21 protein-coding genes are annotated in these 21,401 nt (G+C 55.2%); 2 read left to right on the top strand and 19 right to left on the bottom strand.

Going from position 1 to position 21,401, the window contains the following annotated elements; genetic code table 11:
• Positions 1 to 1,217: 1,217 nt before the first annotated feature.
• Positions 1,218 to 1,517, bottom strand: a complete 300-nt coding sequence (locus tag HMPREF3129_RS06825) for a hypothetical protein (protein WP_004245740.1) — start codon at positions 1,515 to 1,517, stop codon at positions 1,218 to 1,220.
• A gap of 342 nt (positions 1,518 to 1,859) precedes the next feature.
• Here HMPREF3129_RS06825 and HMPREF3129_RS06820 point away from each other — a divergent pair, with 342 nt between their 5' ends.
• Positions 1,860 to 2,267, top strand: coding sequence for a DUF3742 family protein (locus HMPREF3129_RS06820; RefSeq protein ID WP_004239694.1), 408 nt, complete (start codon positions 1,860 to 1,862; stop codon positions 2,265 to 2,267).
• Positions 2,268 to 2,309: 42 nt separating this feature from the next.
• Here HMPREF3129_RS06820 and HMPREF3129_RS06815 read toward each other — a convergent pair whose 3' ends face one another.
• The 16 genes from HMPREF3129_RS06815 to HMPREF3129_RS06740 all read right to left on the bottom strand — a co-directional run bounded on the left by HMPREF3129_RS06815 (position 2,310) and on the right by HMPREF3129_RS06740 (position 17,634).
• Positions 2,310 to 3,824: a conjugal transfer protein TraG N-terminal domain-containing protein gene (locus tag HMPREF3129_RS06815; protein WP_017827859.1), complete on the bottom strand. Its 1,515-nt coding sequence runs from the start codon at positions 3,822 to 3,824 to the stop codon at positions 2,310 to 2,312.
• The gene (locus tag HMPREF3129_RS06810) at positions 3,821 to 4,159 is read right to left on the bottom strand and encodes a hypothetical protein (RefSeq protein ID WP_000160224.1); all 339 of its coding nucleotides are present in this window, start codon (positions 4,157 to 4,159) and stop codon (positions 3,821 to 3,823) included. Before HMPREF3129_RS06810 ends, HMPREF3129_RS06815 begins: the two co-directional genes overlap by 4 nt.
• The gene (locus HMPREF3129_RS06805) at positions 4,160 to 5,602 is read right to left on the bottom strand and encodes an integrating conjugative element protein (RefSeq protein ID WP_049213416.1); all 1,443 of its coding nucleotides are present in this window, start codon (positions 5,600 to 5,602) and stop codon (positions 4,160 to 4,162) included. It lies immediately after the preceding gene.
• Positions 5,603 to 5,616: 14 nt separating this feature from the next.
• Positions 5,617 to 6,591: a TIGR03756 family integrating conjugative element protein gene (locus HMPREF3129_RS06800; RefSeq protein ID WP_012368435.1), complete on the bottom strand. Its 975-nt coding sequence runs from the start codon at positions 6,589 to 6,591 to the stop codon at positions 5,617 to 5,619.
• Positions 6,588 to 7,028 (bottom strand): TIGR03757 family integrating conjugative element protein, encoded by a 441-nt coding sequence (locus HMPREF3129_RS06795; protein WP_004239699.1) that lies wholly within the window; start codon positions 7,026 to 7,028, stop codon positions 6,588 to 6,590. Before HMPREF3129_RS06795 ends, HMPREF3129_RS06800 begins: the two co-directional genes overlap by 4 nt.
• Before the next feature lie 78 nt (positions 7,029 to 7,106).
• On the bottom strand, positions 7,107 to 9,332 hold the full coding sequence (gene taaP / locus HMPREF3129_RS06790; RefSeq protein WP_017827858.1) for a trimeric autotransporter adhesin TaaP: 2,226 nt from the start codon (positions 9,330 to 9,332) through the stop codon (positions 7,107 to 7,109).
• A 94-nt stretch (positions 9,333 to 9,426) separates the two neighbouring features.
• Positions 9,427 to 12,294: a conjugative transfer ATPase gene (locus tag HMPREF3129_RS06785; protein ID WP_004239701.1), complete on the bottom strand. Its 2,868-nt coding sequence runs from the start codon at positions 12,292 to 12,294 to the stop codon at positions 9,427 to 9,429.
• Positions 12,294 to 12,731, bottom strand: coding sequence for a TIGR03751 family conjugal transfer lipoprotein (locus HMPREF3129_RS06780; RefSeq protein WP_004245744.1), 438 nt, complete (start codon positions 12,729 to 12,731; stop codon positions 12,294 to 12,296). Before HMPREF3129_RS06780 ends, HMPREF3129_RS06785 begins: the two co-directional genes overlap by 1 nt.
• Entirely contained in the window at positions 12,728 to 13,213 is a 486-nt protein-coding gene (locus tag HMPREF3129_RS06775) for a hypothetical protein (protein ID WP_004239705.1), read from the bottom strand. Before HMPREF3129_RS06775 ends, HMPREF3129_RS06780 begins: the two co-directional genes overlap by 4 nt.
• Positions 13,210 to 14,706, bottom strand: a complete 1,497-nt coding sequence (locus tag HMPREF3129_RS06770) for a TIGR03752 family integrating conjugative element protein (protein WP_004239706.1) — start codon at positions 14,704 to 14,706, stop codon at positions 13,210 to 13,212. The genes HMPREF3129_RS06775 and HMPREF3129_RS06770 overlap by 4 nt, the downstream gene beginning before the upstream one ends.
• Positions 14,703 to 15,599, bottom strand: a complete 897-nt coding sequence (locus HMPREF3129_RS06765) for a TIGR03749 family integrating conjugative element protein (RefSeq protein ID WP_000023746.1) — start codon at positions 15,597 to 15,599, stop codon at positions 14,703 to 14,705. Before HMPREF3129_RS06765 ends, HMPREF3129_RS06770 begins: the two co-directional genes overlap by 4 nt.
• Positions 15,596 to 16,240, bottom strand: a complete 645-nt coding sequence (locus HMPREF3129_RS06760) for a PFL_4703 family integrating conjugative element protein (protein WP_000033152.1) — start codon at positions 16,238 to 16,240, stop codon at positions 15,596 to 15,598. The genes HMPREF3129_RS06765 and HMPREF3129_RS06760 overlap by 4 nt, the downstream gene beginning before the upstream one ends.
• Entirely contained in the window at positions 16,233 to 16,649 is a 417-nt protein-coding gene (locus HMPREF3129_RS06755) for a TIGR03750 family conjugal transfer protein (protein ID WP_004239708.1), read from the bottom strand. The genes HMPREF3129_RS06760 and HMPREF3129_RS06755 overlap by 8 nt, the downstream gene beginning before the upstream one ends.
• Before the next feature lie 12 nt (positions 16,650 to 16,661).
• Entirely contained in the window at positions 16,662 to 17,024 is a 363-nt protein-coding gene (locus tag HMPREF3129_RS06750) for a TIGR03745 family integrating conjugative element membrane protein (protein WP_073557142.1), read from the bottom strand.
• A gap of 47 nt (positions 17,025 to 17,071) precedes the next feature.
• Positions 17,072 to 17,311 carry a TIGR03758 family integrating conjugative element protein gene (locus tag HMPREF3129_RS06745; protein ID WP_001070025.1) on the bottom strand — a complete coding sequence of 80 codons (240 nt, stop codon included), beginning with the start codon at positions 17,309 to 17,311 and terminating at the stop codon, positions 17,072 to 17,074.
• Positions 17,308 to 17,634 (bottom strand): integrative conjugative element protein, RAQPRD family, encoded by a 327-nt coding sequence (locus HMPREF3129_RS06740; protein WP_001236300.1) that lies wholly within the window; start codon positions 17,632 to 17,634, stop codon positions 17,308 to 17,310. Before HMPREF3129_RS06740 ends, HMPREF3129_RS06745 begins: the two co-directional genes overlap by 4 nt.
• A 146-nt stretch (positions 17,635 to 17,780) precedes the next feature.
• Here HMPREF3129_RS06740 and HMPREF3129_RS06735 point away from each other — a divergent pair, with 146 nt between their 5' ends.
• Positions 17,781 to 18,389 (top strand): DUF2913 family protein, encoded by a 609-nt coding sequence (locus HMPREF3129_RS06735; protein WP_004239713.1) that lies wholly within the window; start codon positions 17,781 to 17,783, stop codon positions 18,387 to 18,389.
• A gap of 87 nt (positions 18,390 to 18,476) precedes the next feature.
• Here the strand turns inward: HMPREF3129_RS06735 and HMPREF3129_RS06730 are convergent, their stop codons facing one another.
• Together HMPREF3129_RS06730 and traD are read right to left on the bottom strand one after the other, a co-directional pair.
• Positions 18,477 to 19,226: a TIGR03747 family integrating conjugative element membrane protein gene (locus HMPREF3129_RS06730; RefSeq protein ID WP_000179437.1), complete on the bottom strand. Its 750-nt coding sequence runs from the start codon at positions 19,224 to 19,226 to the stop codon at positions 18,477 to 18,479.
• Positions 19,213 to 21,360: a type IV conjugative transfer system coupling protein TraD gene (gene traD / locus HMPREF3129_RS06725; RefSeq protein WP_012368437.1), complete on the bottom strand. Its 2,148-nt coding sequence runs from the start codon at positions 21,358 to 21,360 to the stop codon at positions 19,213 to 19,215. Before traD ends, HMPREF3129_RS06730 begins: the two co-directional genes overlap by 14 nt.
• Between the last annotated feature and the right edge of the window lie 41 nt (positions 21,361 to 21,401).

Below are 21,401 nucleotides of genomic sequence, written 5' to 3'. Positions count from 1 at the left end.
GCATCCTGCGACCTGACAGATACCTGAGCACCGGGGCGATAAAAGGTTGAGTTGTTGAGAGGTATCAAATCAGTTCTCTGAACTGTTTGCGGTCATCAGACCGGCCCCCGTTATCAGGGCACCTCCGTCCGTCAGTTTCCTGACGTCGCCTTGGTATCGTGTCGTTTTTTCTCCTTTTTTCATAATGTTATACGTTTTTATCATCATATAAACGTTGAGCGTTGAAAGACTTTCAGCCGTTCTGAGCAATGCATTACATGTCTGTCAGATTGTCAGTTTTGCTGTAAGACCAGTATTGAAGCGTTCTGAGCGTATGCACTTGCGTGCGTCACTTTGTCTTCGTTTCACTTGACGAAAGTGACGCACGCCCATCATTCTGCTGCTCAATGTATTGCTCCGAAGATGCCGCTTTCCAAAGCTGCGCAATGGAAACGCGTCATACCGGGCATACAAAGGTTGCAGAAAGCAGGACGTATTCGTCAGAACACATCAGAAGAGGCAGATACACGTTATCGCATACTCTGCTTTTTTGTGGATATCCGGGTGACCGGATAGCTGTGACATGGTCACTGAAGTGCAGTTAATCCTGATGATAACGCTATTCTGTTATCACCCTCCGTCGATTTCAAGGACGAACGGAGTTCTGTCATCGCCCGTAGGCTCCCGTCTCAGATGACCCGAGGATTGGCAGTGGCAATCACCCGTAGGCGTTCCTCTCAGATTGCCGGAACATTGGCATTGTTGTCACCCGTAGGCGCTTCTCTCAGACAACCGAAGCATTGGCAATGTTGCATTAAGCAACGGTGTAACGTGGTAAATTTAATCAAACTTTCTTTTTTCGTCAATACCCGATAAAGAAAAAGGAGAATATTTTACATCCTCCTTTTTCTCTTTATTAAATATCCCCTTGTTGGTTCTTCATCGTATTAATAATCAATGCCATCTTTAATCACGAAAACTCAACAATCAGATATGTTTTTATTTGGATTTATCATAAACATCCCAAACAGGCGGTTTATTTTTCATAGAGTCAACAGAAACACGTAAGAAGGGCATATTAGTTTTAAATGTTAAAATAAAATCCAAGGACATTCTATTACAAACAGAAAAAAAACGTTTTTGTTCTTCATCAGTAAAATTTTTTTGTTTTGGGAATATAAATAAACTCCCTAAACTAACCTGACAATGTATATAACATTTCTCACCAAACCAGCTCACTAACTTATCATGATATTTTTTTCAGTAATCGTAGTCAAATATTCTTTTCTGTAAAATTTAATACCTCTCTCGATCATTAACCAAAAGAAACTTTCTTTATTCTCAGAATAAAAATTATTACAATCCCCATTACCTTCCAAAGCATCATTGTCATTTTTTTTATTATATAAACATCCTTTGTTACCATTTAATGTTGTTTTTCTCCTTGAGTATTGCTTCCTTATTTTACTGAACCAACCCCTCCTCCTCCACAAATATCCCGCCCCTATTAAGACCACAAACCAAAAAATAAAATTCATATTATCATCTCCTATATACAAGGACTCGGATACATATTAAAAACTTACTTAAACTGACATAAAAAATCAAATTCAATAAATCCATCCAGATGAAAGAATAAGATTTTTATATGAAGGCAACAAAAAAGTTATACACATACCCACCGCCACCATCAGGGCCGATGCCCTGTACGCTCCCGTTTACCCGATTGCTTGTTGGCATCGGGTTGCACTGGCTTGGTGACCGTGGATATGTGCATAACTCACAAGATGTAGACAATGATTAAAAATCGACCTAAAATTGTATTAACGATAGACGACAAGCATGAGATAAATCAGACTCACTGATTACCGGAGGGGGAAATGAGTGATAAAACAGCCGCTTCCAGAGGAGAACGCTGGGGCATAAAAGCAGCTTATAAAGCAAAATGGCTAATCAAAAAATTGAAGGCTTTCGATAAGAACTGTGTGGCAAGCGCCAAAAGCAAAAATATGCCGGGTTGGCTGGGGCATATTCCACTGGTATCTATAACTCTCGCAGTCATCGCGTTACTGGCTTATTTCAGTTTGTACATCCTATTTACCTTTGGAGCGTTGGTGATTTTATTTTCTGTAATAGAACACATTGATATTTCTTCAGGAAATAACATTCAATCCACTGATAACAATAATGAATGGCAATCCAATCTCGTTGGCAATAGTGACGACTTTAGAAATGGCAACCAAGGTTTTGGATATTATATGAACGGAATAAATATTGACGAAGATTAGCCAGCCACAAAACTAAATTTTGCAGCTGGCTTCAAAATATTATTAGTTAACTTTTTTAGAAATAGCTTGTTCTGCTAACTGTCCTCCTTTCCCCCCCGCACTATGCGCAGGTGAAGTCGCGTTAGATGTCATATTACCTAGCTCGGACCCAACTTTAGCTCCAGCCCAACCAAATGCTGTCAACCACAACGCCGGCAACACCAAAAACATCGTTCCCATTACCAGGTTCATAATGACATCATCAGACGTGTTCTGAAGCCCGTTCATATTCCACTGACTGTGCGTATCGGAATTATACAGTGCCTCCATCATCCAGCTGTCTATCCAGCGTGCCAGCTCCCACCAGAATGTCAGAAAGTTCAGCGCAAATATCACAAACGTCACCGTTATCGCCGTCTTAAATTCATACGCCGAAAACATCAGCACCATCGGGATCATGATATACACCGCCATTAACATCAGCCCCTGCACCATCGGTAAGGACTGTCGCATCGTATCAAAGGCAGGGAATGCCCCCAGTGACGCCAGCGAAGTCCCGGCTACCCCTCCCATTCTGGCCAGCTCATTCATCACCGTCATATCCGCATTACCCCCGTATCCCCGGTATACCCGGCCGCCGGAGACATCCAGATTCGCCGGACTCACCAGCCGGCGGACGATGGCCTCCTCAAACTCTTTCGAGTTTTTATTAATCAGCTTCATCGCCGCCCGGGCACGCAGCCACATCCCTTCATCGGTCTGCTCTTTGACAAGTTTCAGTAACCCTGCATTCGCATCATTCCACCACTGATAACAGGTCGGGTAACCGTTGCCGTTGACATTCGCATACCCGTCATCCCGGTCGGCATCCCAGGGAAAGCCCGCCCGCGGTGTCCGTGACTGGATCTGATGATATTCCCCTTTCATAAAGGTGGCCGAGCCTATCCAGGTGATATCCTGTAACGTTTTTTCATCCTGTGTTTTTCCCTGATCTTTCGCTTTCCAGTCATACAGGGCACGTGAGTAACAGTCATCCGTAAAATCCTGAAGTGCGGCAGCCAGCGCCGGATTTTTAATGTTGCTGTGCTGCACCTCAAAACGCACCTGACGCAAATCCGGCCGGCACGGAATGCTGGCCACCGCCGCCTGAGTCACCCCTTTCGACAGCTTATGTACCAGCATCCACCACAGCGGGATTTTGGCTGTCTGATTATCCAGTGACGACACCACGCCGCTGTAACCGGATTCCGCCGGCTTCACCGGGGTCCAGGTGCCGCAGGTTTTGGTCCGGCTGGTATCAAATTGCAGGGTACTGACACTCACCTCCATCAACGGCACACAACAAAACAGGATCACCACAAAGGCGCCGTAAAGCGCGTTCTCGATACGCACAATTGCCAGTGAACCTTTGTTACCCTCATCCTCCCCCTCTTCCCGCACTTTCAGCCAGATCTCCAGCACTTTAAAGACCAGCGGCAGCGCAAACAGCCCGGTGCTGGTCAGTACCGACCACAATCCGTTATTCACCACCCAGGCCAGCAGCGTGAGAAAATACTCGAGATAACTGTTTGTCATCATAAGCCGTCACCTCCCGCCCAGACTGACCATTCACTCACCGCCACAAAGGCGGCCATCGCCAGCCCGCTGCGCTTCAGACTGCGCCGGGCCGTCTCACTGACTTTCGGGTGGTGATACAGTTTCCATAATCCAACCGCCACGGCTCCGTACAACACACACCGCCAGACCAGCCAGAACCAGCGGGCACGGTAAAACGCCCGGCGCAGACTGTCCGCCTCACCGTAATAACTCAGCCCCAGCTGAGCCACCGCCAGCAACACCACCATACTGAGCAGGGTCAGCCCGGTTACTTTCAGCACCGGCCATAACCGGCGCCCGGTTTTTCCTTTCGTCATTTAACGTCCTCCGGTGTCACTGTTTTGCTCCAGTCCCTGTACACGCACATCCGTATTATCTGGGGTCTGGGTGGCAGGGTTCGCCTGTGTCCGTTGCTGATCACGCTCAATCACCGTCAGCATCGCGTTATTGGCAATGGATTTACGCACTTCCATTTCCGTTTGCAGCATCCCGATTTCGCGATCCAGCTGGTCAACCGACTGGTTACCGATCTCCTGGGCTTTCGGAAAATTACCGGCATTCGGCTCCCCCTGGCCGGTGATCAGCATCCGGCGCATCGTCAGCGCCAGCTCCATCGTGTCCGCCATCGCCAGCTCACCGGCCAGACGCTGTGTTAATACCGTTTTATCCGGATCCCGGCGCAGCGCTTCAATCACCCCCCGGGAGACCGTCAGGCTGCCGGTTTTCAGTTTCGCCAACTCTGCCGCCCCGACCGCGCCCCGGCTGTTCACCAGTTTATGCAGCTGTTCCAAATTTTCCCGGGTGGTGGTCTCCAGCACCGGTGCCAGCCCGGTTCCTGGCTGGGAACTGCCCGGTTGCTCCGCCTCACCGCCGCTCTGACAATCCGCCGGATTGGTGCAGGTGCGGACCGATTTGCTGCCCAGCACCTGTGTGACCACCTGAGCGGCTTCCTCACTGTTGGCAAAGCGCCTGCAAGCGGCTCCGTTACACTGGCCGGCCGGCACCGGGGCCGTACTGGTTGCCGGCAGACCGTTCATGATATTAAAGCCGGCCTGTGCAAAATCCTGCGCCGGCTGAATCGCAGGCTGACCAACCCCACCGCGCTGTTTCCCGCCTATCCATACAACCCCTTTATCGCCACTGCTTTGCTGAATTTGCTGGTCAGTTTTTACCGCATCCCCGTCACTGTTATTGATGATATTCTTTGCTTCTTCGAGGATCGCCGCCTGCGTCCACTGATTATTTTCTGAAAAGTCCATCATCCGTTTAGCCATGTTCTGACAGTTCAGCTGCGCCTTATCAAACGCCACATTAGCCTGCAACACCCCGTTGGTCAGCATTTCATACAGGCCGGGATTCGCCCGCTGGATAGCCATCGCCGGCAGACTGGCCACCGCCCCGGTGGCATTCTGGATCACCTCACTCATCAGATTCTTAAAGCCGGCCGTCACCCCGTTCAGCTGGTTGCCCACCGTGGTTTTGATATCAAAATTGCCGCACATCAGATCACTGTTCCAGCCCATGCTCATCCCCAGACGTTGCAGATTACTGCGCCCCGGCGGCTGGGATAACACCGTGCCGCCGCCCAGGTTGTAGTACAGTTTGTCGGAGACCGCGCCGGAAACATTTGCGCCGTAGCCGATATCATTCGCACCGGCAGAAAAATCCAGCCCGGCCCGGACAGAAAATGCCGGTACACTGCATAACACCATCAGTGTCAGCGCCGGCGGAAAAAACGTGTGTCGTTTTGCTTTCATCATCTTAAAATCCCTGCTTAAAACGTTGTGCTGTACAGAAATTTTTGCCCCATGCGCTTGCAGCAGCTGTACGGCTGCCACAATGCCCAGGCATAATTACCGTCCTGTGCCTGTGCTCCGCCCTCATCCGGAAACACCGCACAGCTGTTTTTCAGCCCCGGCGACAGGCGCTGCCATTTATGGTTTTTTGTCCCGGTATTCTCCGTCACCGCGTCCGGCGGCCAATAGCCATCCCGGCGGTTGCCTTTCAGGGGCACATAGGTATGCGCCTGCCCGGTGCGGGTCATAATATCTGCCACGCGCTGCGCCACCACAGCCGCCGCTTTATCCCCGTCCTGCTGGTTGACAAAACCGCTGCGCGGATAGAGATTTCCCCACATGTTGCCCCGGCTCTGCCCCCCGATTTCCCGTTTCCCGGGAATTATCGCTTCCGGATACGCCATTTCCGGCACACCGAGCCGCCACGGCACACTGTCGAGCGTGCTCAGGTAATAAGGAAACAGCGGTGTGGCTGCGCTGTCACAGGAATACCCCGGAATACTGCCGCCGATAAGGGTGGTTGCCGGATGACCGATAGCATCCGCATAAAAAAAGTGCAGGGCGGTTTTACGTTTTGCCTCAAACTTCTGTTCACTGTTTCCGCCCCCGGCAGATACCCCGCTCAGCACGCCGGTCACGGCATTTTCAATCCCGCCGGCCGCCCCGCTGACCAGTGACATTTCCCGCCACGGGTTTTCACCCGGGGCATGGTAGGCCGAGACCACCGCCTGCGGAATAAAATGTGACACCCGGACAGATGTCCGGATACGGCAGCCGCCCCAGCCACACTTCAGCCAGTAGCAAATCCCGCTGATACGCCAGCTGATACACGACGGTGAGGCCGCAGAAGCGACCAGAGTGGCGGTACTCAGACTGGCTTCCGCCACCGGCACCAGTGAACAACCGAGTAACAAAGCCCCCGCCAGACGCCGGCGATGTGATTGTCGGGTCATGGTTGACCTCCTCCTTCCTGTTGTTCCCGGTACTGCTGTATCTGCGTCACCGCCTGTGCAATATCGGTGGTGCCGTAAACCACCCACTGCGCATCAACGACGACCGCCGGCAGAGATGACACCCCCAGCTGCCAGGCCTGAACCACGCCCTGATAAGCCTGCCGTAATGCCGTTTCTCTGGCCTGCCAGGCCGGACTTTGTAACAGGGCGGTGATGTGCGGGGCATCCGCTTCACTCAGTTCCGTCCCCGGCTGAAGCAGGGCCTCATCCAGCAGGCGTTCAGGCGCATCCAGATACACCACCTCAAACGGGATGTCCGTCTGCGGCAGAGCGTCATCCTGCGTGGTATACAGCACCACTGCCGCCCCGGCGGTCAACGGCAGGCATGACAGCGACAGCATCAGCAATCCGGAAAGAGATAAAAATCGTTTTTTCATTCGGTCAGTCCTCACAAACGAACGGTGAGAGAAGAAAAGCGCATCAAAACCCGCCGGTGATCGGCGGGTTTTCACCGGTTACCAGCCCACCGCAAACCCGGCGCCGATACTGGTATCGCCGCCGTTATTCCATGACGCATTCAGGCGCACATTGGTATTGGCCGTCGGCTTATACTGCACCCCGGTGGCTATCGCCTGTGCATCACGGTAATGCCCCATCGCCATCCCGAACGAAAAACGCTCACTGTTCACATACGGAATGGAAGATATTGCGGTCACCCCGGCAATCCCCGCATTGGCCCGTTTCTCCACCTGACTGATTTTATTGTCCAGCTGACTGAAACGCTGGTCGGTATACTGCCGGGCATTGTCCAGCACCGTGTGGGTCACCTGCCCGAACGTCTCATCGGTATAGCGGTTTGCGGCCGCCAGGGTCTGTTCCTCCCCCTCAATACGGGCCTGCTGCTCTTCCGTAATCCGCTTGTTTATCTTCGCCTCACTGTACTGAATGCTCACATCGGTGTAGTCCATGGCCTGTTTCAGCGTCTGCTTATCGCCGGCAATACGCGCATCCCGCTCCTCATCCAGTTGCCCTTTGTTGACCGCATCCGTTTTTGCAATGCCGGCCGCCACATGCGTCAGAAAACGTTCCTGACCTTCACGGCCGACGGACACGCTGTTATCCCGGTCAGCCAGGCTGCCGTCCCCCAGTGCCACACTGTTTTTCGCCAGCGCCCGGGCATCCACACCCAGTGCCACGGATTTTTCGCCCAGCGCCAGACTCTTATCCCCGACCGCAACAGCCTGTTTACCCTGACTCAGCGTACTCTGCGCCTCATTCAGGGCTTTATCCGCCGCCTGATATTCCGCCTGTTTCTGCGCCAGTTCGGCTTTCACCTTCTCCAGATCCCGGATGTTTTCCAGCTCGGATTGCGTCGGACGCAAATCAGACAACTTTGTATCCAGCGCGGAGAGATCCTTTTCCAGCCGGGAGAGTTGCGTTTCTGCCTGCTTCAGTGCCTGATCGGTGACGGCTTTTTCCGCCGATAACTGCTGTTTCAGCTGTGTGGCCTGTGACGACATGGCCTGTGTGTGACTGAGCGCATTGTCCTGAAGGTACTGATCCACTTTTTGTTTCAGCGCCTCCGGGTTGGTATTCAGCCCGACGGTGTTATCCCGGGGACGGCTTTCCAGTACCAGCAGTTGCTGTAACTCTTTGGCATAATCCGGGCTGTCCGGCGATAAACTGTTGACCTTATCCAGCTGGATCAGGTAGTTCAGCTGATTCTCATAGCGGGTGAAAATACCGCTGACCATCTGATTAAAGGTGCCTTCATCGATGTTATCCAGATACAGCTCTGACAGGATCTGCTTCCCGGCCTCTGTCACCCCGGTGAGCCCCTGCTCAATTTGCTGCCGGGCATTTTTCTGATAAGCCTGATACAGATTCTTTTTCCCGTCCGCAGAGGTGATCAGGGCGATTTTGGCCAGCTCTTCCTGATAACCGGCAACGCCCTTCAGGGCCGCGGTATTCAGGTGTAAACGGGATAATTGTTTCTTCTGCTCGCTGTCCGTGACCGCATCCGACCACAGCATCGCTTTATCACTGTGGCCGGCACTCAGTACCGGGGACAGGGCCACACCCTGATAGTTGGTCGTAATCTGAGAACCGGTTTTCTCTTTGATGGTTTCATTAACCAGAGCACTTCTGGTTTTCGCTTCAATATAGGCATTAACATAACTGACATAAAACTGCGTGTCATTACTGACCGACGTATCCTGCTCAACCCGTTTTTTCACTTCCTGAGCCAGACGGTCAGCCTGCCCCTGCTGCCACAACGCCACAAAATTCTCATCCACAATCTGTGAAACCGCCCCCAGATTGCGTTCATAAATCTGTGCCATCCGGTCAGCGACCTGCTGTGCCTGTGTCACCTGCTGCTGTTGCGCGGTACGCTGACCCGCCAGGGTCTCCTGTTGCTGCAACAACGGTTTCATCGCTTCCTGACGCTCCAGAATATTGCTGTTCGCCAGCGATTTACTGTCAAACAGGGCCTGCGTCTGCATGTACTGCTCATGCGCCTGCGCCCTGTTCTGCAACAGGGCATTCTGGGCTTTCATCGCCGCCTGCGCCTGTTCCGCCGTCATATTGTTCCCCAGCGCCATACTGCCCTCACCGACAGCCGTACTGTGCTGCCCCGTGGCCACGGCCGTGTCCCCCAGTGACACGTTTTTGGCCTGTAAAGCGCAGGAATAACTGACAACCAGCGACAAAAGCGTTACTTTAACTCCCGTCGTTTTCATGACGTCATGTTTCCTCTTTTTAACATACCCAATGAAGCGGCCGGGTAAGCCGTGCTGCAACACGGTTTACCCACTCCCTGCTCCACCCGTTTCATCATCCCGGCACCCGGGGCGGTAACCCCCGTTTCCGGTCAAGTTCATCTGCCACCCTGAACGCCGCTTCCAGCTCACTGCATCCGTATTGCTCCATCAGCACCCGCCGTTGCTGCTTCTCCTCTTTTTCCGTCATCCCCAGCGCCAGATATAAGCTCGGCTGTACCACCCGGAACAGCGCCTCCACTTTCCGCGCCAGCACCACCCCTTCCGTGTAACAGCCGGAGAGTTTGGCTGCGGACAGCAGCACCTGTTTCTGCTCCTCACTGAGCGTCTTAAAGCGGGCGATTGCCTCCACCTCTTTCTGCGGCATCGTCAGACACACCCACCACTCCGCCATATTGAGCATTTTCTCGGCACAGTCCGGATAGTCATCGAGGTTCTGGGTCGCCAGCCACAGCCAGGCCCCCAGTTTCCGCCACATTTTCACCACTTTGGTCACATAGGGGGATAACAGCGGGTTGACCGTCACGATATGCGCCTCATCCACCACAAAATTAATGTCCCGGGCCCGGTACTGATCCCGCTCGGCAATATTGTTGATGGAGTTGATAAGACTCACCATCGTCAGCGCCATCTGGGCCTCATACCCTTCCCGCGCCAGGTGCCCCAAATCAATCAGGGTCACATCCGCCTCCGGCCACAGCTCCCCCGGCAGATTAAACAGCTCATGCTCAAAACTGCCCGGTTCGGTAAACATCCCCAGGGATTCCGCCATTTCGGCCGCTTTCGCCCGGCGCTGCGGATTTAATGCCCGCCCTTCCTCTTCACCTTCCCCCCGGGAGAGGGCATACAGCGCCTCCTGCAAATCCGCCGGCAGCATCTGCCGGTCGGCGGCATAAGACGCCCGGGCCCCCGCCATCAGCGCCCGGCGGATCATCGCCCGGTCAGCCCGCTTCAGCTCCGCTTCTTCCCGCACATCCCCGCCGGTGATCATCATGCGGGCGGAGATTTCCATTTCCCCCAGAATGTCACGCTGCCCGTCATCATCCTCAGATTCACTGTCCGTCTCTGGCAGTTCATCCGCATTCAGTGCCAGACGCTGTTCATCCATCATCAGCAGCTGATGCGCATCCGCAAACAGCGGCAGACGCACCCCGCTGCCGGGCTTGACACTGACCTTATTGACACTCAGCCCCAGACTGGCGTAATAGTCCGCCAGTAAACCAAAGGAGTTACCGGCCTCCGCAATAAACAGACGCGGACGGCGGACCGCCATCAGCTGCGATAACTGTGCGCATAAGGTGGCGGATTTACCGGCCCCGGTGGGACCGAATAACAGCAGATGCGCATTCTGGGTACGATCCTGTTTATTCTGCGGATCAAAGGTCAGCACCCCGCCGCCCCGGTTAAAGAAACTCCAGCCGGGATGCCCGGTGCCGCTGGTGCGCCCGGTCACCGGCAGTAATCCGGCCAGGTGCTGTACCCAGGTCAGCCGGGTATACCAGTGTTTTTTATCCGTCTGCGGGTCAAAACACATCGGCAGGGCACGCAGATACCCGTTCAGCGGCGCCACATCATATTCCGGCTTCACCGGCTCCAGACCGGCATTCAGCAGCGTGGCCGTCAGATCCACGCGCTTTTTGTTCAGTTCCTCCACCGAGCCGGCACGCAGCAGCAATGACAGGGAGGCCCGGTAAAGCTTATGGCGGTGCCCCAGTAAACCTCTGGCGGTTTCCACGTCCCGGCGGGTACGTTGCGAGTCGGTGTTTTCCCCCACCGAGTTTTTCCCCAGCCGGGTAAATTCCTGCTCCAGCGTATCCTGAGGCTGTGTGACGATGGTCATCGACAGCATCGTCCCTTCCGGAAACAGGTCCATCAGCGCATTGATATTTTTGTCACCGCGCTTCTGCTCCCCGGTCAGGTGCCCCGGCCCCGGGGCTTTACGCAGTTTTTCGATATTCACCACACCGTGCGCCAGGTTATCAAACCACCACACGCCGTTTTCCACATCCGACCGGGGCGGGGTAAACCACAGCGTTTCCGCAAAATCCTTCAGCACCGGCAGGGTGCCCGGGGCTTCCTCCGCCGCCGGCCAGTACGCCCCTTCCCGGTACAGCGTCTCCCGGTCCACCCAGTCAGGGGCCGGATTGAAATGACGCAGCAGCCACTGATGCACCTGCCTCCCGTCCTGGCGGACACACTGCACGCCGGCACTGCCCAGACTGCTGACCAGCCGGTCACACATCTGATTGAGCATCGCCACCGGCGGCATCGGATCGGTATAGCTGTTCCCCAGCCGGCGGTAAACCACCATCCGGGTCCGGCGCTGCTGTCCGCGCCAGGGTTGTCCGGTCACCTCCGTGTCCTTAAACAGCCCTTCCGGACGGGCAATCCCCCGTAAATGACGCGCCATTTCGGTCAGCCAGGCTTCGGTAAACGCGGTGCCCCGGGCCGCCGGCAGGATATAGTCCCGCAATGTGGCCAGTGTGACGCTCACGTCGTCCTCATCCTGACAAAAAAACTGCACCACCCACGGGTTATCATCATGCTCATCCAGACTGTCCTGAAGCGCATCCTCCACCGCATCCCGGATTTCGAGCAGACGGCCGGCAGAGCGCCCTTCCGTCGGCGCCGGCTCAACGGCATACACCGCCCCGACCGACACCCCGTCATCAAGCAGCAGGCATTGCTCCTCATCCAGAAATTCCACCCAGGGCAGGTAATCAATAAAGGACGGATTCGCATGGTAAATCTTCTGCTCATCCGCCCGGGTCATTTTTCCCGGCCGGGAAAGCGGCTGACGGCCTAAACCGGCATTCTCTGCCGGTGTACTGCGGTGTACGGTTTTGTCAGCCTTGTTTTCATCCGTTTTTTCAGCAGAAACCGCCTGCGCTTTCCGGCGTGAGCGGAATAATGAAAATCCCATCACAAGCCCTCCACACGCTCACCCGGCAGGGCATACTGCACTTGATGGTAAAACGGAAACACCGTACTGTATCCCGGCACCGGCAGATTGCCGGCCGAGAGATGCGGGAACACATACATCACCATGTCCGGGTTCGGCAGACGCGGAAACTGCTGATGGATCTCACTGCTTTGTGTCCGGGTATACGCGGTGTCCGCCTGCTGAAGGCGCGCGGCTTCATCATTCGTCAGGGCGCGTCGCAGGGCGCTGCGGGCGGTCTCCGTCACCGTCCGGCTGTCCGCCGCACCGTTCGGATCAGCCTGTCTGCCGGACCAGATGGCCATCATGTCGCTGTTTCCCGCCGGCAGCAGCTCCTCTTTGGAGGTGGCACAGCCGGCCAGCAACAACACCAGTGCGCACAGCACTCTGCTTTTCATCACACATTTCATCATTCTCATGATATGACGCCTCCCGCGCCCTTCAGGATCGCCCCCCGGCAGGTCAGCCGGGCAAACTCACCGTGACAGCTCAGTTCAGATAGTGAAAAAGGCACACATTGCCAGCCGGCTTTATCCGGCGCCTCCCCTTTAAAAACGGTGTACAGCAGGCGATCCCAGTCACTGTCCTGCGGCCACGCCTCATCCCGCGGGGCAAACCGGTAAACGGTAATGTCGTTGTCACTCAGCCCCACCCGGTGACGGCCCACAGACAGAACCGCCCCGGGCGTCTCACCGGCGGTACTCTGCCACGCCAGCTGTATCGTCGCCGGTGACATGCCGGCAATCAGCTGCTGTTGCTCCTCATCAAACACCTGATGACCGGCCACCGTCAGGCAAAAATGACTTCCAGTACAACCGGCCTGTCCGGCACTGAACACAAACACCAGCGGAAACGTCACCGGCGTCACAGCCAGCACCCCCGGCTTCGCAAAATACGTCACTCCAGACCTCCTTCCTCACCCTCTGTCAGTGAAAAACCGTAATTCACCCGGCGTCCCTGCGATTCATAATCCACCGGGATCTGACGGCTGATATGCACCGCGACTTTCTGCCCCGGCGGCACATACACCGCATCAAAGGTCTGCCCGTAGCGGGATTTCACCCAGTCCGCCACATCCTTAAACCCGCCGCCGATGGCACTGCCCAGCGCCGCTTTCCCCGCATCCCCGGAGAGCGAGGAGGTGATACCGTACCCGTTGTTCTGCGCGGTATACTGACTCTGCGACATCGCATCCCCGGCCGAGGCCGCTGCCGTCAGGGCAAACAGGGTCGGCAGATAGGTGCCGGCATTGGTTTTACGTTCACCGCTGATACACGGGATCCCGCTCTCATCTGAAATCCAGCCGAGCGACCCGCCGTTATTACGGGCATTCTGTCCGCTGTTGGCCTGACTGCCGCCGTCCGTCCGGTCAGCCGGCTTCGGCACCGTGCGGATCGTGCCGTCCGTAAAAACAAAGGTGATCGAGGTGATATCCCCGCGCACACAGGACAATGTCCAGTCACCGGTGGCCGAGCCGCTGATCACCGCCCCTTCCACATCCGGTAACTCAATGCCGTTCGCCGTGAGGTTGTCTTTTCCCACCACCACCTTGAACGGATACGGATCGGTCACTTTACCGTCAATGGGCACCCGCCCCAGCAACGCCGTCATCGCCTGGCTGCCCACCAGGGTGGCATTCTCCGGTATCGTGTACGCCGGTTCGGTATGGGCCTCACCGTCCACTGTACCGGAGAGCGTGCGCTGATTTTTGGCCACCCGGTCCAGTTCCGCTTTCTGACGGGTAATGGCGTTATCCTCCAGAAAAGAGGTCGGAAACGCCGGTTTAGCCGGTTGTCCGTTCACCATCCGCCCCGGTTCAGCCGGTTGTGCATCCTGCGGCTCAGCCCACAGCAACCCGTCTTTCACCGTCAGTCCGCTGCCCCCGGTATCCAGCCCCAGTCCCAGCGGAATATCGCCTTGTCCGCTGCCCTGAGCCGGCTGACCACCTGATGCTGTCAGCGTTTCCCCCAGGCTATCCAGACGCCGCATCAGTGTCTGCTGCTCCTGTTGCAGGGCACGCTGCTGACTCTCCGCTTCCTGACGGACGGAAGCCACCGCAGACTGGATCTGCCCCGACACATTCTGCTGCCGGTTACGCAGCTGCGCATTCTCTTCCAGCAATTTCTCATTCTGGGCGATCAATTCCGCCTGACGGTCACGTACCGTTTTCATAGTGCCAATCAGCGTCCTCAGTGTATCGGCCGGGGTATCCCCCTCAATCCCGAGTGACTTCAGCTCCCCTGGGTCAAGGTCATTGATTGACTGAGACAGGTTGTCCTGTCCGCTGCCGGTGACCGGCGTGTCGGGCTGGCAGCTTTTGATACCAATCAGCACCGCCAACGCCAGTGCGGACGGCACCAGAATTTTGACCAGCGTATTGGATTTCACTTTCATCGGGCTTTCCCTCCCGTCCTCCGGACAGGCGGCTCCGCAGGAAACGCCTTATCCGGTTTGCCTTTCATCACCAGATACACTGTGGTGGTATCCTCCGGTGTGCCCTTCGCGTCCAGCCACTGATGCTGGAACGTGGCGCTGACAAACTGCCCCTGCAACTGACGGGGATCCAGCACGACTTTCTGAGCGGACTGATTGGTCAGTTTCACCGCCACCACCCGGTACTCCGCCGCCTGCCAGCCGGCCAGCGGCCGCGCGATCAGTGGTTCAGACGGGTAGAGTGCTGTCAGTGTTTTTGGTAAGGTCAGTGGCAAAGGTTGTACGCCGGACACCGGCTCCACTGTTCTTAACGGTGCATACAGACTCTGGGCGGCATAACGGGTCAGTAAGACCGGTAACGGCGCCGGATAACGGGTTTTCGCTTTGCGGTCCACGCTTTCCGGTACGGCATCGGCTGCTGCCCCCGCAGCCTGCCCGCTGCGTCTGACGCTCTGACTGTCACGCTGCGTACTGACTTCACCGCTGTACACCACCCGCACCGGCTCCAGCTTCCCTTTACCGGCAGTGGCCGTCACATCCAGCAACAGGATTTCCCCGCTTTCCACATCCTGTAACTGAAGGCGGGTCTGCGGGAAGGCGCTTTCCGCCCGCAGGTACACCGCCCCTCCGGTACTCTGGATCCGCAGTTTCTCATTCAGAGACGGTGGAAAACCGACACGCACATTTTTTTCCACAAACACAATGCGCTCTTCCCCCACATGCAGAGAAACCGGTAACGGAATACGCTCCCAGCGGACCAGCTCTACCGCCTGCACCGGCAGCGGCAGAGCGGCCACAGAAAACACCGCCGAAATCCCCAGAGCACAGGCCGTCAGATGACGTTTTATGCTCATTGACTGACCTCCTTATTCTGCTCCGCCGCTTCCAGACGCTGAGGCAGCCCGTCATAGCAGTCCAGGGCCAGACCAAACGGATTACTTTCCGGATCGCCCTCCCAGCGCACCACTTTCACCGGATAACGTACCGTCGCTCGCTTGACCGGCTCCGCGCTAAAATATTCATCCGCTACCAAATCCAGGCGCACGATCCAGTTATCCCGGTCAATCACCCGGACTTTATCCTCACTGAACCCGCGTCCCGGGATCTCATACACCACCCGGGAACGCCCTTTCAGCTCCCCGAGCGTAGTACGGTAAGCGGCCTCTTTCTCAAAATACGCCCGGCAGGACGGCGTCAGATAGGCACTGAGCTGTGCAATCTTTCGCGGATAATCCACCTCGCCGTCTTTCGGCCAGGCATTCAGTTGCTGAAAAATATAAAAGCTGAAAGCGTACACCGTCGGCAGCGGCACTTCCCACCATGCCCGGGTACTGCCGGAGCGCAAATCCGGCGGATTATGGATCGTCAGTTTAGCCGGCGCCCGCATCCAGCCGGCAAAGGCCACAAACAGGCAGAGCACCAGCACCCCGCAGATCATCCGCAGTGTCAGAATGTGCTGGTCCCGATTTTGCAGGGCATGACGAAATTTACTCATGGCGGCCTCCGGCGATATACCGGCACAGTGACAGCGCCTGCGTCCGGCGTAAAAACCAGCCCTGAGATACGGTGATGAGGGATTTTTCAGTCAGCCGTCCGGTCAGCGGCAATGTGCGGGCAAACCCGGTTTGCAGTTTCCAGGACAATCGGCGGTAGAGATAATTTTCCGGTTTTCCGCGTTTGATACGGGTCAGAAAAGTGCCGCCAAAAAACACCACCAACAGCGGCATTATCAACGCGCCGGTCGGCAGGATCACCCACCCGGCCAGCGGTAACAGCGGGATACTGATAACGCTCCCGCCCACACAACCGACACCGGCGGCGGCAAACATTTCATGGGTGGTAAATCCGCGAAAGACGGTGGGCTCTGCATTTAAGCGATCCGGCATAAAATCGATGGTCTGCATCGTTGCCTCCGCTTAAAAAATAATAGTGGCGGATTTTCCGGCCAGCCAGACGACCGCCACAATCAGGACGACACCGACTACAATAATTGTACCGAATTTACCCCAGCCAGCCTTTTGGTCGCGCACTTCATTGAACGTGGTGACCGCGGCAATGGCCACCACGATAAAAGCCGTCGCAGCCACAACCAGCCCGCCAATCACAATGCCGTCATTAAGATAGCCTTTAATGGTGTCCATCAGTCCGCCGCCGCCACCGGAAGAAGGGGGTTCCACCGAAGGCAGTGCGGCATACGCCGGCATCAGACTGAATAAAGTGAATAACGTCACCACTGACGCACCAATACGACGGACACCACGTCCCCAAAATGATTTCATATCCATAAAATGACCTTTCATTCTGTAAAATAAATTAAACAGCACACTCAACTGGCAAACATCCAGATGCAGACCACCAGTAATATCACTGCCCGGACAGCAAACTGCCCCACCCTTGCAGTACGAACATTTTCATTTGCCCAGCCCCGGTAAACATCAACCAGTCCCCAGGCTGCCCATAAAAACAGCACCGCCAGTAATGCCCCGATACACAACAGATTCAGAACAGCCGGAGACATCCCCGAGCCGGCAGCAGCCTCAAATGCCGCCTGCTGTGACGGATTCATCGCTGCTCCCGGCGGTAATCCCCGCGCAGCGGCTCCGCCACATTAACCGGCACCGTGGGCTGGGCCCGGGAAGGCTCCAGATAGCGGACAATCCCCTGCCGGATAATCTCCACCTCTCTGGAGGCGCGGGAATAATCAAAATAAAAACGGGCGTGATTGTCCTGATTTGCCTGAATACGGGCGCGCTCCAGGCTGGCCTGGATGTGATCGAGCTGCTTTAACGTCAGCGCCAGTTCATCTTTTTCAGCGGCCTGAGCAGGCAATACCCCAAATGCACTGACAACCAACGCAAACAGGGAAATAAGCGGAGAAAATAATCGCATAACGACTCCTTAAAGACGGTTAACGTGGAGTCAGGGTAAAAAAGGCGGACAGAAAAAACAGCAAACAATTAGTTTTCCAAATTTTTTAATTTTATATTGCTTGCTTTTTGCGAAAATAGCTGAAATGAATAAATAAAAGTGAGCCTATGAGTCAGACCATCACCCGAAAAACTGGGCATTTTGCCTGGTGTGCACTGGTTGCCCTGCATCTGGCCCGCAGGGAGGGGCTGGTGCAGTCCGACATGCAGAAAAACCTGTTTTTAATACGCTGGCTGGCAACCGCCAAAAAGCAACGCCGTTTTGACCGTGACGTTACGCCGGATATTGACTGGCTGCTTCAACAGGGACGTACACTGGGGAGCCGGGCCAAACTGCCACAAAAACTGGATTATCTGTACCGCTCCTGTACAGGCGCATTACACGAGCAGAGCGATCTGTTCCGGCTCACTTATGCGCTTGAATCGGCCAAGGAGGCAGGCTTTGCCTATCAGTTATTGAGTGATAAATCGTGGCACAGACGACATGCGGTGAGCCCGGATACGCTCAGCAACACCATCTGTTTATCCAAAAATGCACTGGAGCAGGCTTTTGATACTGACGGTCATCAGACCGCACACCTACCTGTAAAAATCGGAGGTGATATCGCCGCACTAGCTGAACTGCTGACACAATGTGGCTGGCAACTCATCACGACAGACAACCCGCCACTTTATTTACTGCTCACACTCATCAATCCATCAATCAGCGCAGGATAACCCCATCACACCACTGACGCGCGGCCTAGCCGCTTGTCTGCTGACAGAGACACACAAAAACAAGTGTTGTGTGTCTCTGCCCAGCGCCTATAAATATTTTTTAAATGACGCGGTAGCCACTGCCACCGCAAGCCCGAACAACAGAGCCGCCGGTAACAACACCAGATTAGGGTAAATGGCAGACGGCCAGGACAGATAAATCATGCACGGAACAAAAAAGGCCGGCTTAACAAAACGCTTGGCGTGGTGATACACAAAACTGGATTCATACCCGGCACCATAACGCCGCAAATCACGCCGGTTAAAGCCTTCCACCATGCCCACCAACAGCACCATAACAAACAGGGGCATCGACAGCACCAGAATAGTCACCCGGATAAAAAAGGTCAGCGTCACATAAACCGTCGCCAGCAGATAGTCTCTCAGCTCGGACACAAACCAAATCCGCCAGTCATCCAGTTCACGGGCAACTGCATTCCCGCTGACAGGATACACGTTCTGCCAGCTCTCCATCAGCCCAGACTCCACAAACAGCCACCGGTATGCCTGTTCAACGGTATGAGCCAGCCACTGCGCCGGACTGGACATCAGCAGACTACGGGTAAACCCTTCTGACAGATACCCGCTCTCGGTTAACATCACCTGCCGGCTGTGCTCCGCCCCTTCGTCCGCCCAGAAAAACGCAATCCCGACCCACTCAATCAACAGACTGCATACCCAGGAGGCCAGTAATACCCCGATGATGGCCCACGGCCAGTGCCACAACAATTTAGCCGGCAAACCGGGGTCTTTTGCCGGGTGACGCGGGGTTTCCTGACGTACCTCAGCAGTTGCCATCGTTGCCCCCTTCGGTATCCGGTGCCATCTCAGCCACATTCATACCGCCGCTGTCATGCCGCGCATCCGAAAATGATGACGCAGTCCACCAAGTTTCGCCGGTACGGTAATTTTTCTCCATATACTGTGCGATTTTTTGTAAATCCGGTGGCATCAGGGCATCAGCCTCTGCCGCCGGCAGGGGCATCCTGATTTTCCATAACTTCCCGCCTTCCAGCAGCGCAAACGCCTGTCCTTTCGGTAACTGAATAATATCTGCCGGTAACAGCAGCGGTTTAGCCACCATACTGACCCTGTCCTGGGTATTGGAGGTAAAATCACTCCCCTGCCTCGGATTGGAAATATCGGTGATCCCGGATACCAGGGTTTTGGTGTAAATATCCACTTCCGGTAACTGTTCCGTCAGTAATTTCGCGGTCATCAGTTCACGGACACGCAACATCACCAGCGTATTAAAGTTACCGGTGACCTGCGCCGATTTCGCCGCATTCCCCAGCCGGGCTTCAATATCAGACCAGGTCTGTGTGTAGGCCGTCACTTCAATCCCCGCGCCGCCGCTCTTGTTCAGTAACGGAATAAATTCATCCCCCATCAGTTCATTAAATTCATCGCAATGCAGGCTGATCGGTAATTTTCCGGCGTGCTCATCCTCCGGCAGTCCATCCTGAGTCCCGAATTTATAAATATGCCCGGCTACCGAGACCAAATCCGCAAACATGGAATTCCCCACCGCTGCCGCCACTTCCGCATCCGATAACGCATCCAGCCCGACATATACAATCCCTTTTTTCCGAATCACCTGCTGCCAGTCAAAAATCGGACGGGGATCCTGCATATTGGTGTAATCCGGCGACAACAGGGCGGCAGTTTTTCCGGTAGTCAGTTTTTCCAGTAACGGCAGCAGAGAAGCCACTATTTTATCAAAATAGGTCCGGTCATAACGGATCGCACTGCGCAGCCCGTCCAAAATCGGATCATAGATTTTTTTCCCTTTCTCACTACTTAACGCCAGCTCCGTTGCCCAGATAGCCACAGCTTTCGGATCACTTTGCAGATGACGGGGCACATCCTCGACCGTCAGCGCGTTCTGCGCATTCTCGATTTGGGCAAACAAATCAGGTAGTTGTGCTTTAATCACCTGCATCGAATATGTCTGATAGAGTTCCCCGATATTGGTGACATAACGTAAAATTTTGGCATAATCCGGACGCTCCCCCAGAGCAACCAGTGCCCGGGCAATGATATTAACAAACCGCCAGGCAAACTCCCGGAACGCCGCGCTGTTCCCTTCCCCGGATAACTGGCCGGCAACCCGCCCCGCGACTTCCGATACTCGGCCAAAACGCCCGATGGCGTTATAACGGGCACTGATATCAGGCCAGCCCAAGTGAAAAACATAAAACTCCTCACTGCGCCCCGCACGATGCGCTTCCGCCCACATCCGGCGCAATAAATCCGCATCCCCTTTCGGATCAAAAACAATCGTGATATTCCCCCGGCGGATATCCTGAGTGATCAGCACTTCCGCCAGACGGGTTTTGCCGACACGGGTGGTCCCCAGTACCAGCATATGACCAACCCGTTCACGCAAATCCATGGTCACATTCACCTCATCCGGCTCCACACCGTGTAACACCGGATTCCCCCCCACCGGCGTCAGCGGGCGGACCGGATTCAGCCAACTGTCTTTTTGCAAAAGCCGGCAAACCGCCGGAAAACGGGATTCAAAACGGAGTTCAAACTGCCGGGCCAGCCGGTAATGTGCCGGCGGCTGAACATACCGCTCCACTTCCGGACGCTGGGTTTCCAGCAGGCGTTGCGTGTGTTTTTGCTGCCACTGAAACCCTTTTCCCAGAAACAGACGCTGCCGGCTGACCGGCACCTGTGCCGACGTCACCTGATAGCGGGGCAGACGCCGGAGATTCCGGCGGTAACGTAATACCCGGAATCCCTGATGTGCCCGCAATGCGGAAAAACCGGCAAACGCACCGGCGGTGACATAACTCACGGACGGAGACAATGCCACTGCCCAGGGCGCTACCGCACACACAAACGCCGCCCCGCCGGACACCAGAGCACTGTTCAATTCCACGGCCGGTCGCAGCCAGGCCTCTATCACATAACGATCACTCATTCTCTCAAACTCTTTTTTGGTGTTACCCCGGAAAACAGTGT

Origin of the sequence: Proteus sp. HMSC14B05, assembly GCF_001808035.1 — a bacterium.
Lineage (GTDB): Bacteria > Pseudomonadota > Gammaproteobacteria > Enterobacterales > Enterobacteriaceae > Proteus > Proteus mirabilis.
This window is presented reverse-complemented; position numbering and strand designations above follow the sequence as displayed.

Excerpts from the sequence above, each read along its gene's own strand:
- HMPREF3129_RS06825 (WP_004245740.1), bottom strand. The coding sequence starts at position 1,517 with ATGAATTTTATTTTTTGGTTTGTGGTCTTAATAGGGGCGGGATATTTG.
- HMPREF3129_RS06735 (WP_004239713.1), top strand. The coding sequence starts at position 17,781 with ATGAGTCAGACCATCACCCGAAAAACTGGGCATTTTGCCTGGTGTGCA.
- HMPREF3129_RS06810 (WP_000160224.1), bottom strand. The coding sequence starts at position 4,159 with ATGACGAAAGGAAAAACCGGGCGCCGGTTATGGCCGGTGCTGAAAGTA.
- HMPREF3129_RS06770 (WP_004239706.1), bottom strand. The coding sequence starts at position 14,706 with ATGAAAGTGAAATCCAATACGCTGGTCAAAATTCTGGTGCCGTCCGCA.
- HMPREF3129_RS06805 (WP_049213416.1), bottom strand. The coding sequence starts at position 5,602 with ATGATGAAAGCAAAACGACACACGTTTTTTCCGCCGGCGCTGACACTG.
- taaP (WP_017827858.1), bottom strand. The coding sequence starts at position 9,332 with ATGAAAACGACGGGAGTTAAAGTAACGCTTTTGTCGCTGGTTGTCAGT.
- HMPREF3129_RS06730 (WP_000179437.1), bottom strand. The coding sequence starts at position 19,226 with ATGGCAACTGCTGAGGTACGTCAGGAAACCCCGCGTCACCCGGCAAAA.
- HMPREF3129_RS06745 (WP_001070025.1), bottom strand. The coding sequence starts at position 17,311 with ATGAATCCGTCACAGCAGGCGGCATTTGAGGCTGCTGCCGGCTCGGGG.
- HMPREF3129_RS06800 (WP_012368435.1), bottom strand. The coding sequence starts at position 6,591 with ATGACCCGACAATCACATCGCCGGCGTCTGGCGGGGGCTTTGTTACTC.
- HMPREF3129_RS06815 (WP_017827859.1), bottom strand. The coding sequence starts at position 3,824 with ATGATGACAAACAGTTATCTCGAGTATTTTCTCACGCTGCTGGCCTGG.
- HMPREF3129_RS06795 (WP_004239699.1), bottom strand. The coding sequence starts at position 7,028 with ATGAAAAAACGATTTTTATCTCTTTCCGGATTGCTGATGCTGTCGCTG.
- HMPREF3129_RS06765 (WP_000023746.1), bottom strand. The coding sequence starts at position 15,599 with ATGAGCATAAAACGTCATCTGACGGCCTGTGCTCTGGGGATTTCGGCG.
- HMPREF3129_RS06750 (WP_073557142.1), bottom strand. The coding sequence starts at position 17,024 with ATGAAATCATTTTGGGGACGTGGTGTCCGTCGTATTGGTGCGTCAGTG.
- HMPREF3129_RS06780 (WP_004245744.1), bottom strand. The coding sequence starts at position 12,731 with ATGAGAATGATGAAATGTGTGATGAAAAGCAGAGTGCTGTGCGCACTG.
- HMPREF3129_RS06820 (WP_004239694.1), top strand. The coding sequence starts at position 1,860 with ATGAGTGATAAAACAGCCGCTTCCAGAGGAGAACGCTGGGGCATAAAA.
- HMPREF3129_RS06755 (WP_004239708.1), bottom strand. The coding sequence starts at position 16,649 with ATGCAGACCATCGATTTTATGCCGGATCGCTTAAATGCAGAGCCCACC.
- HMPREF3129_RS06740 (WP_001236300.1), bottom strand. The coding sequence starts at position 17,634 with ATGCGATTATTTTCTCCGCTTATTTCCCTGTTTGCGTTGGTTGTCAGT.
- HMPREF3129_RS06785 (WP_004239701.1), bottom strand. The coding sequence starts at position 12,294 with ATGGGATTTTCATTATTCCGCTCACGCCGGAAAGCGCAGGCGGTTTCT.
- traD (WP_012368437.1), bottom strand. The coding sequence starts at position 21,360 with ATGAGTGATCGTTATGTGATAGAGGCCTGGCTGCGACCGGCCGTGGAA.
- HMPREF3129_RS06760 (WP_000033152.1), bottom strand. The coding sequence starts at position 16,240 with ATGAGTAAATTTCGTCATGCCCTGCAAAATCGGGACCAGCACATTCTG.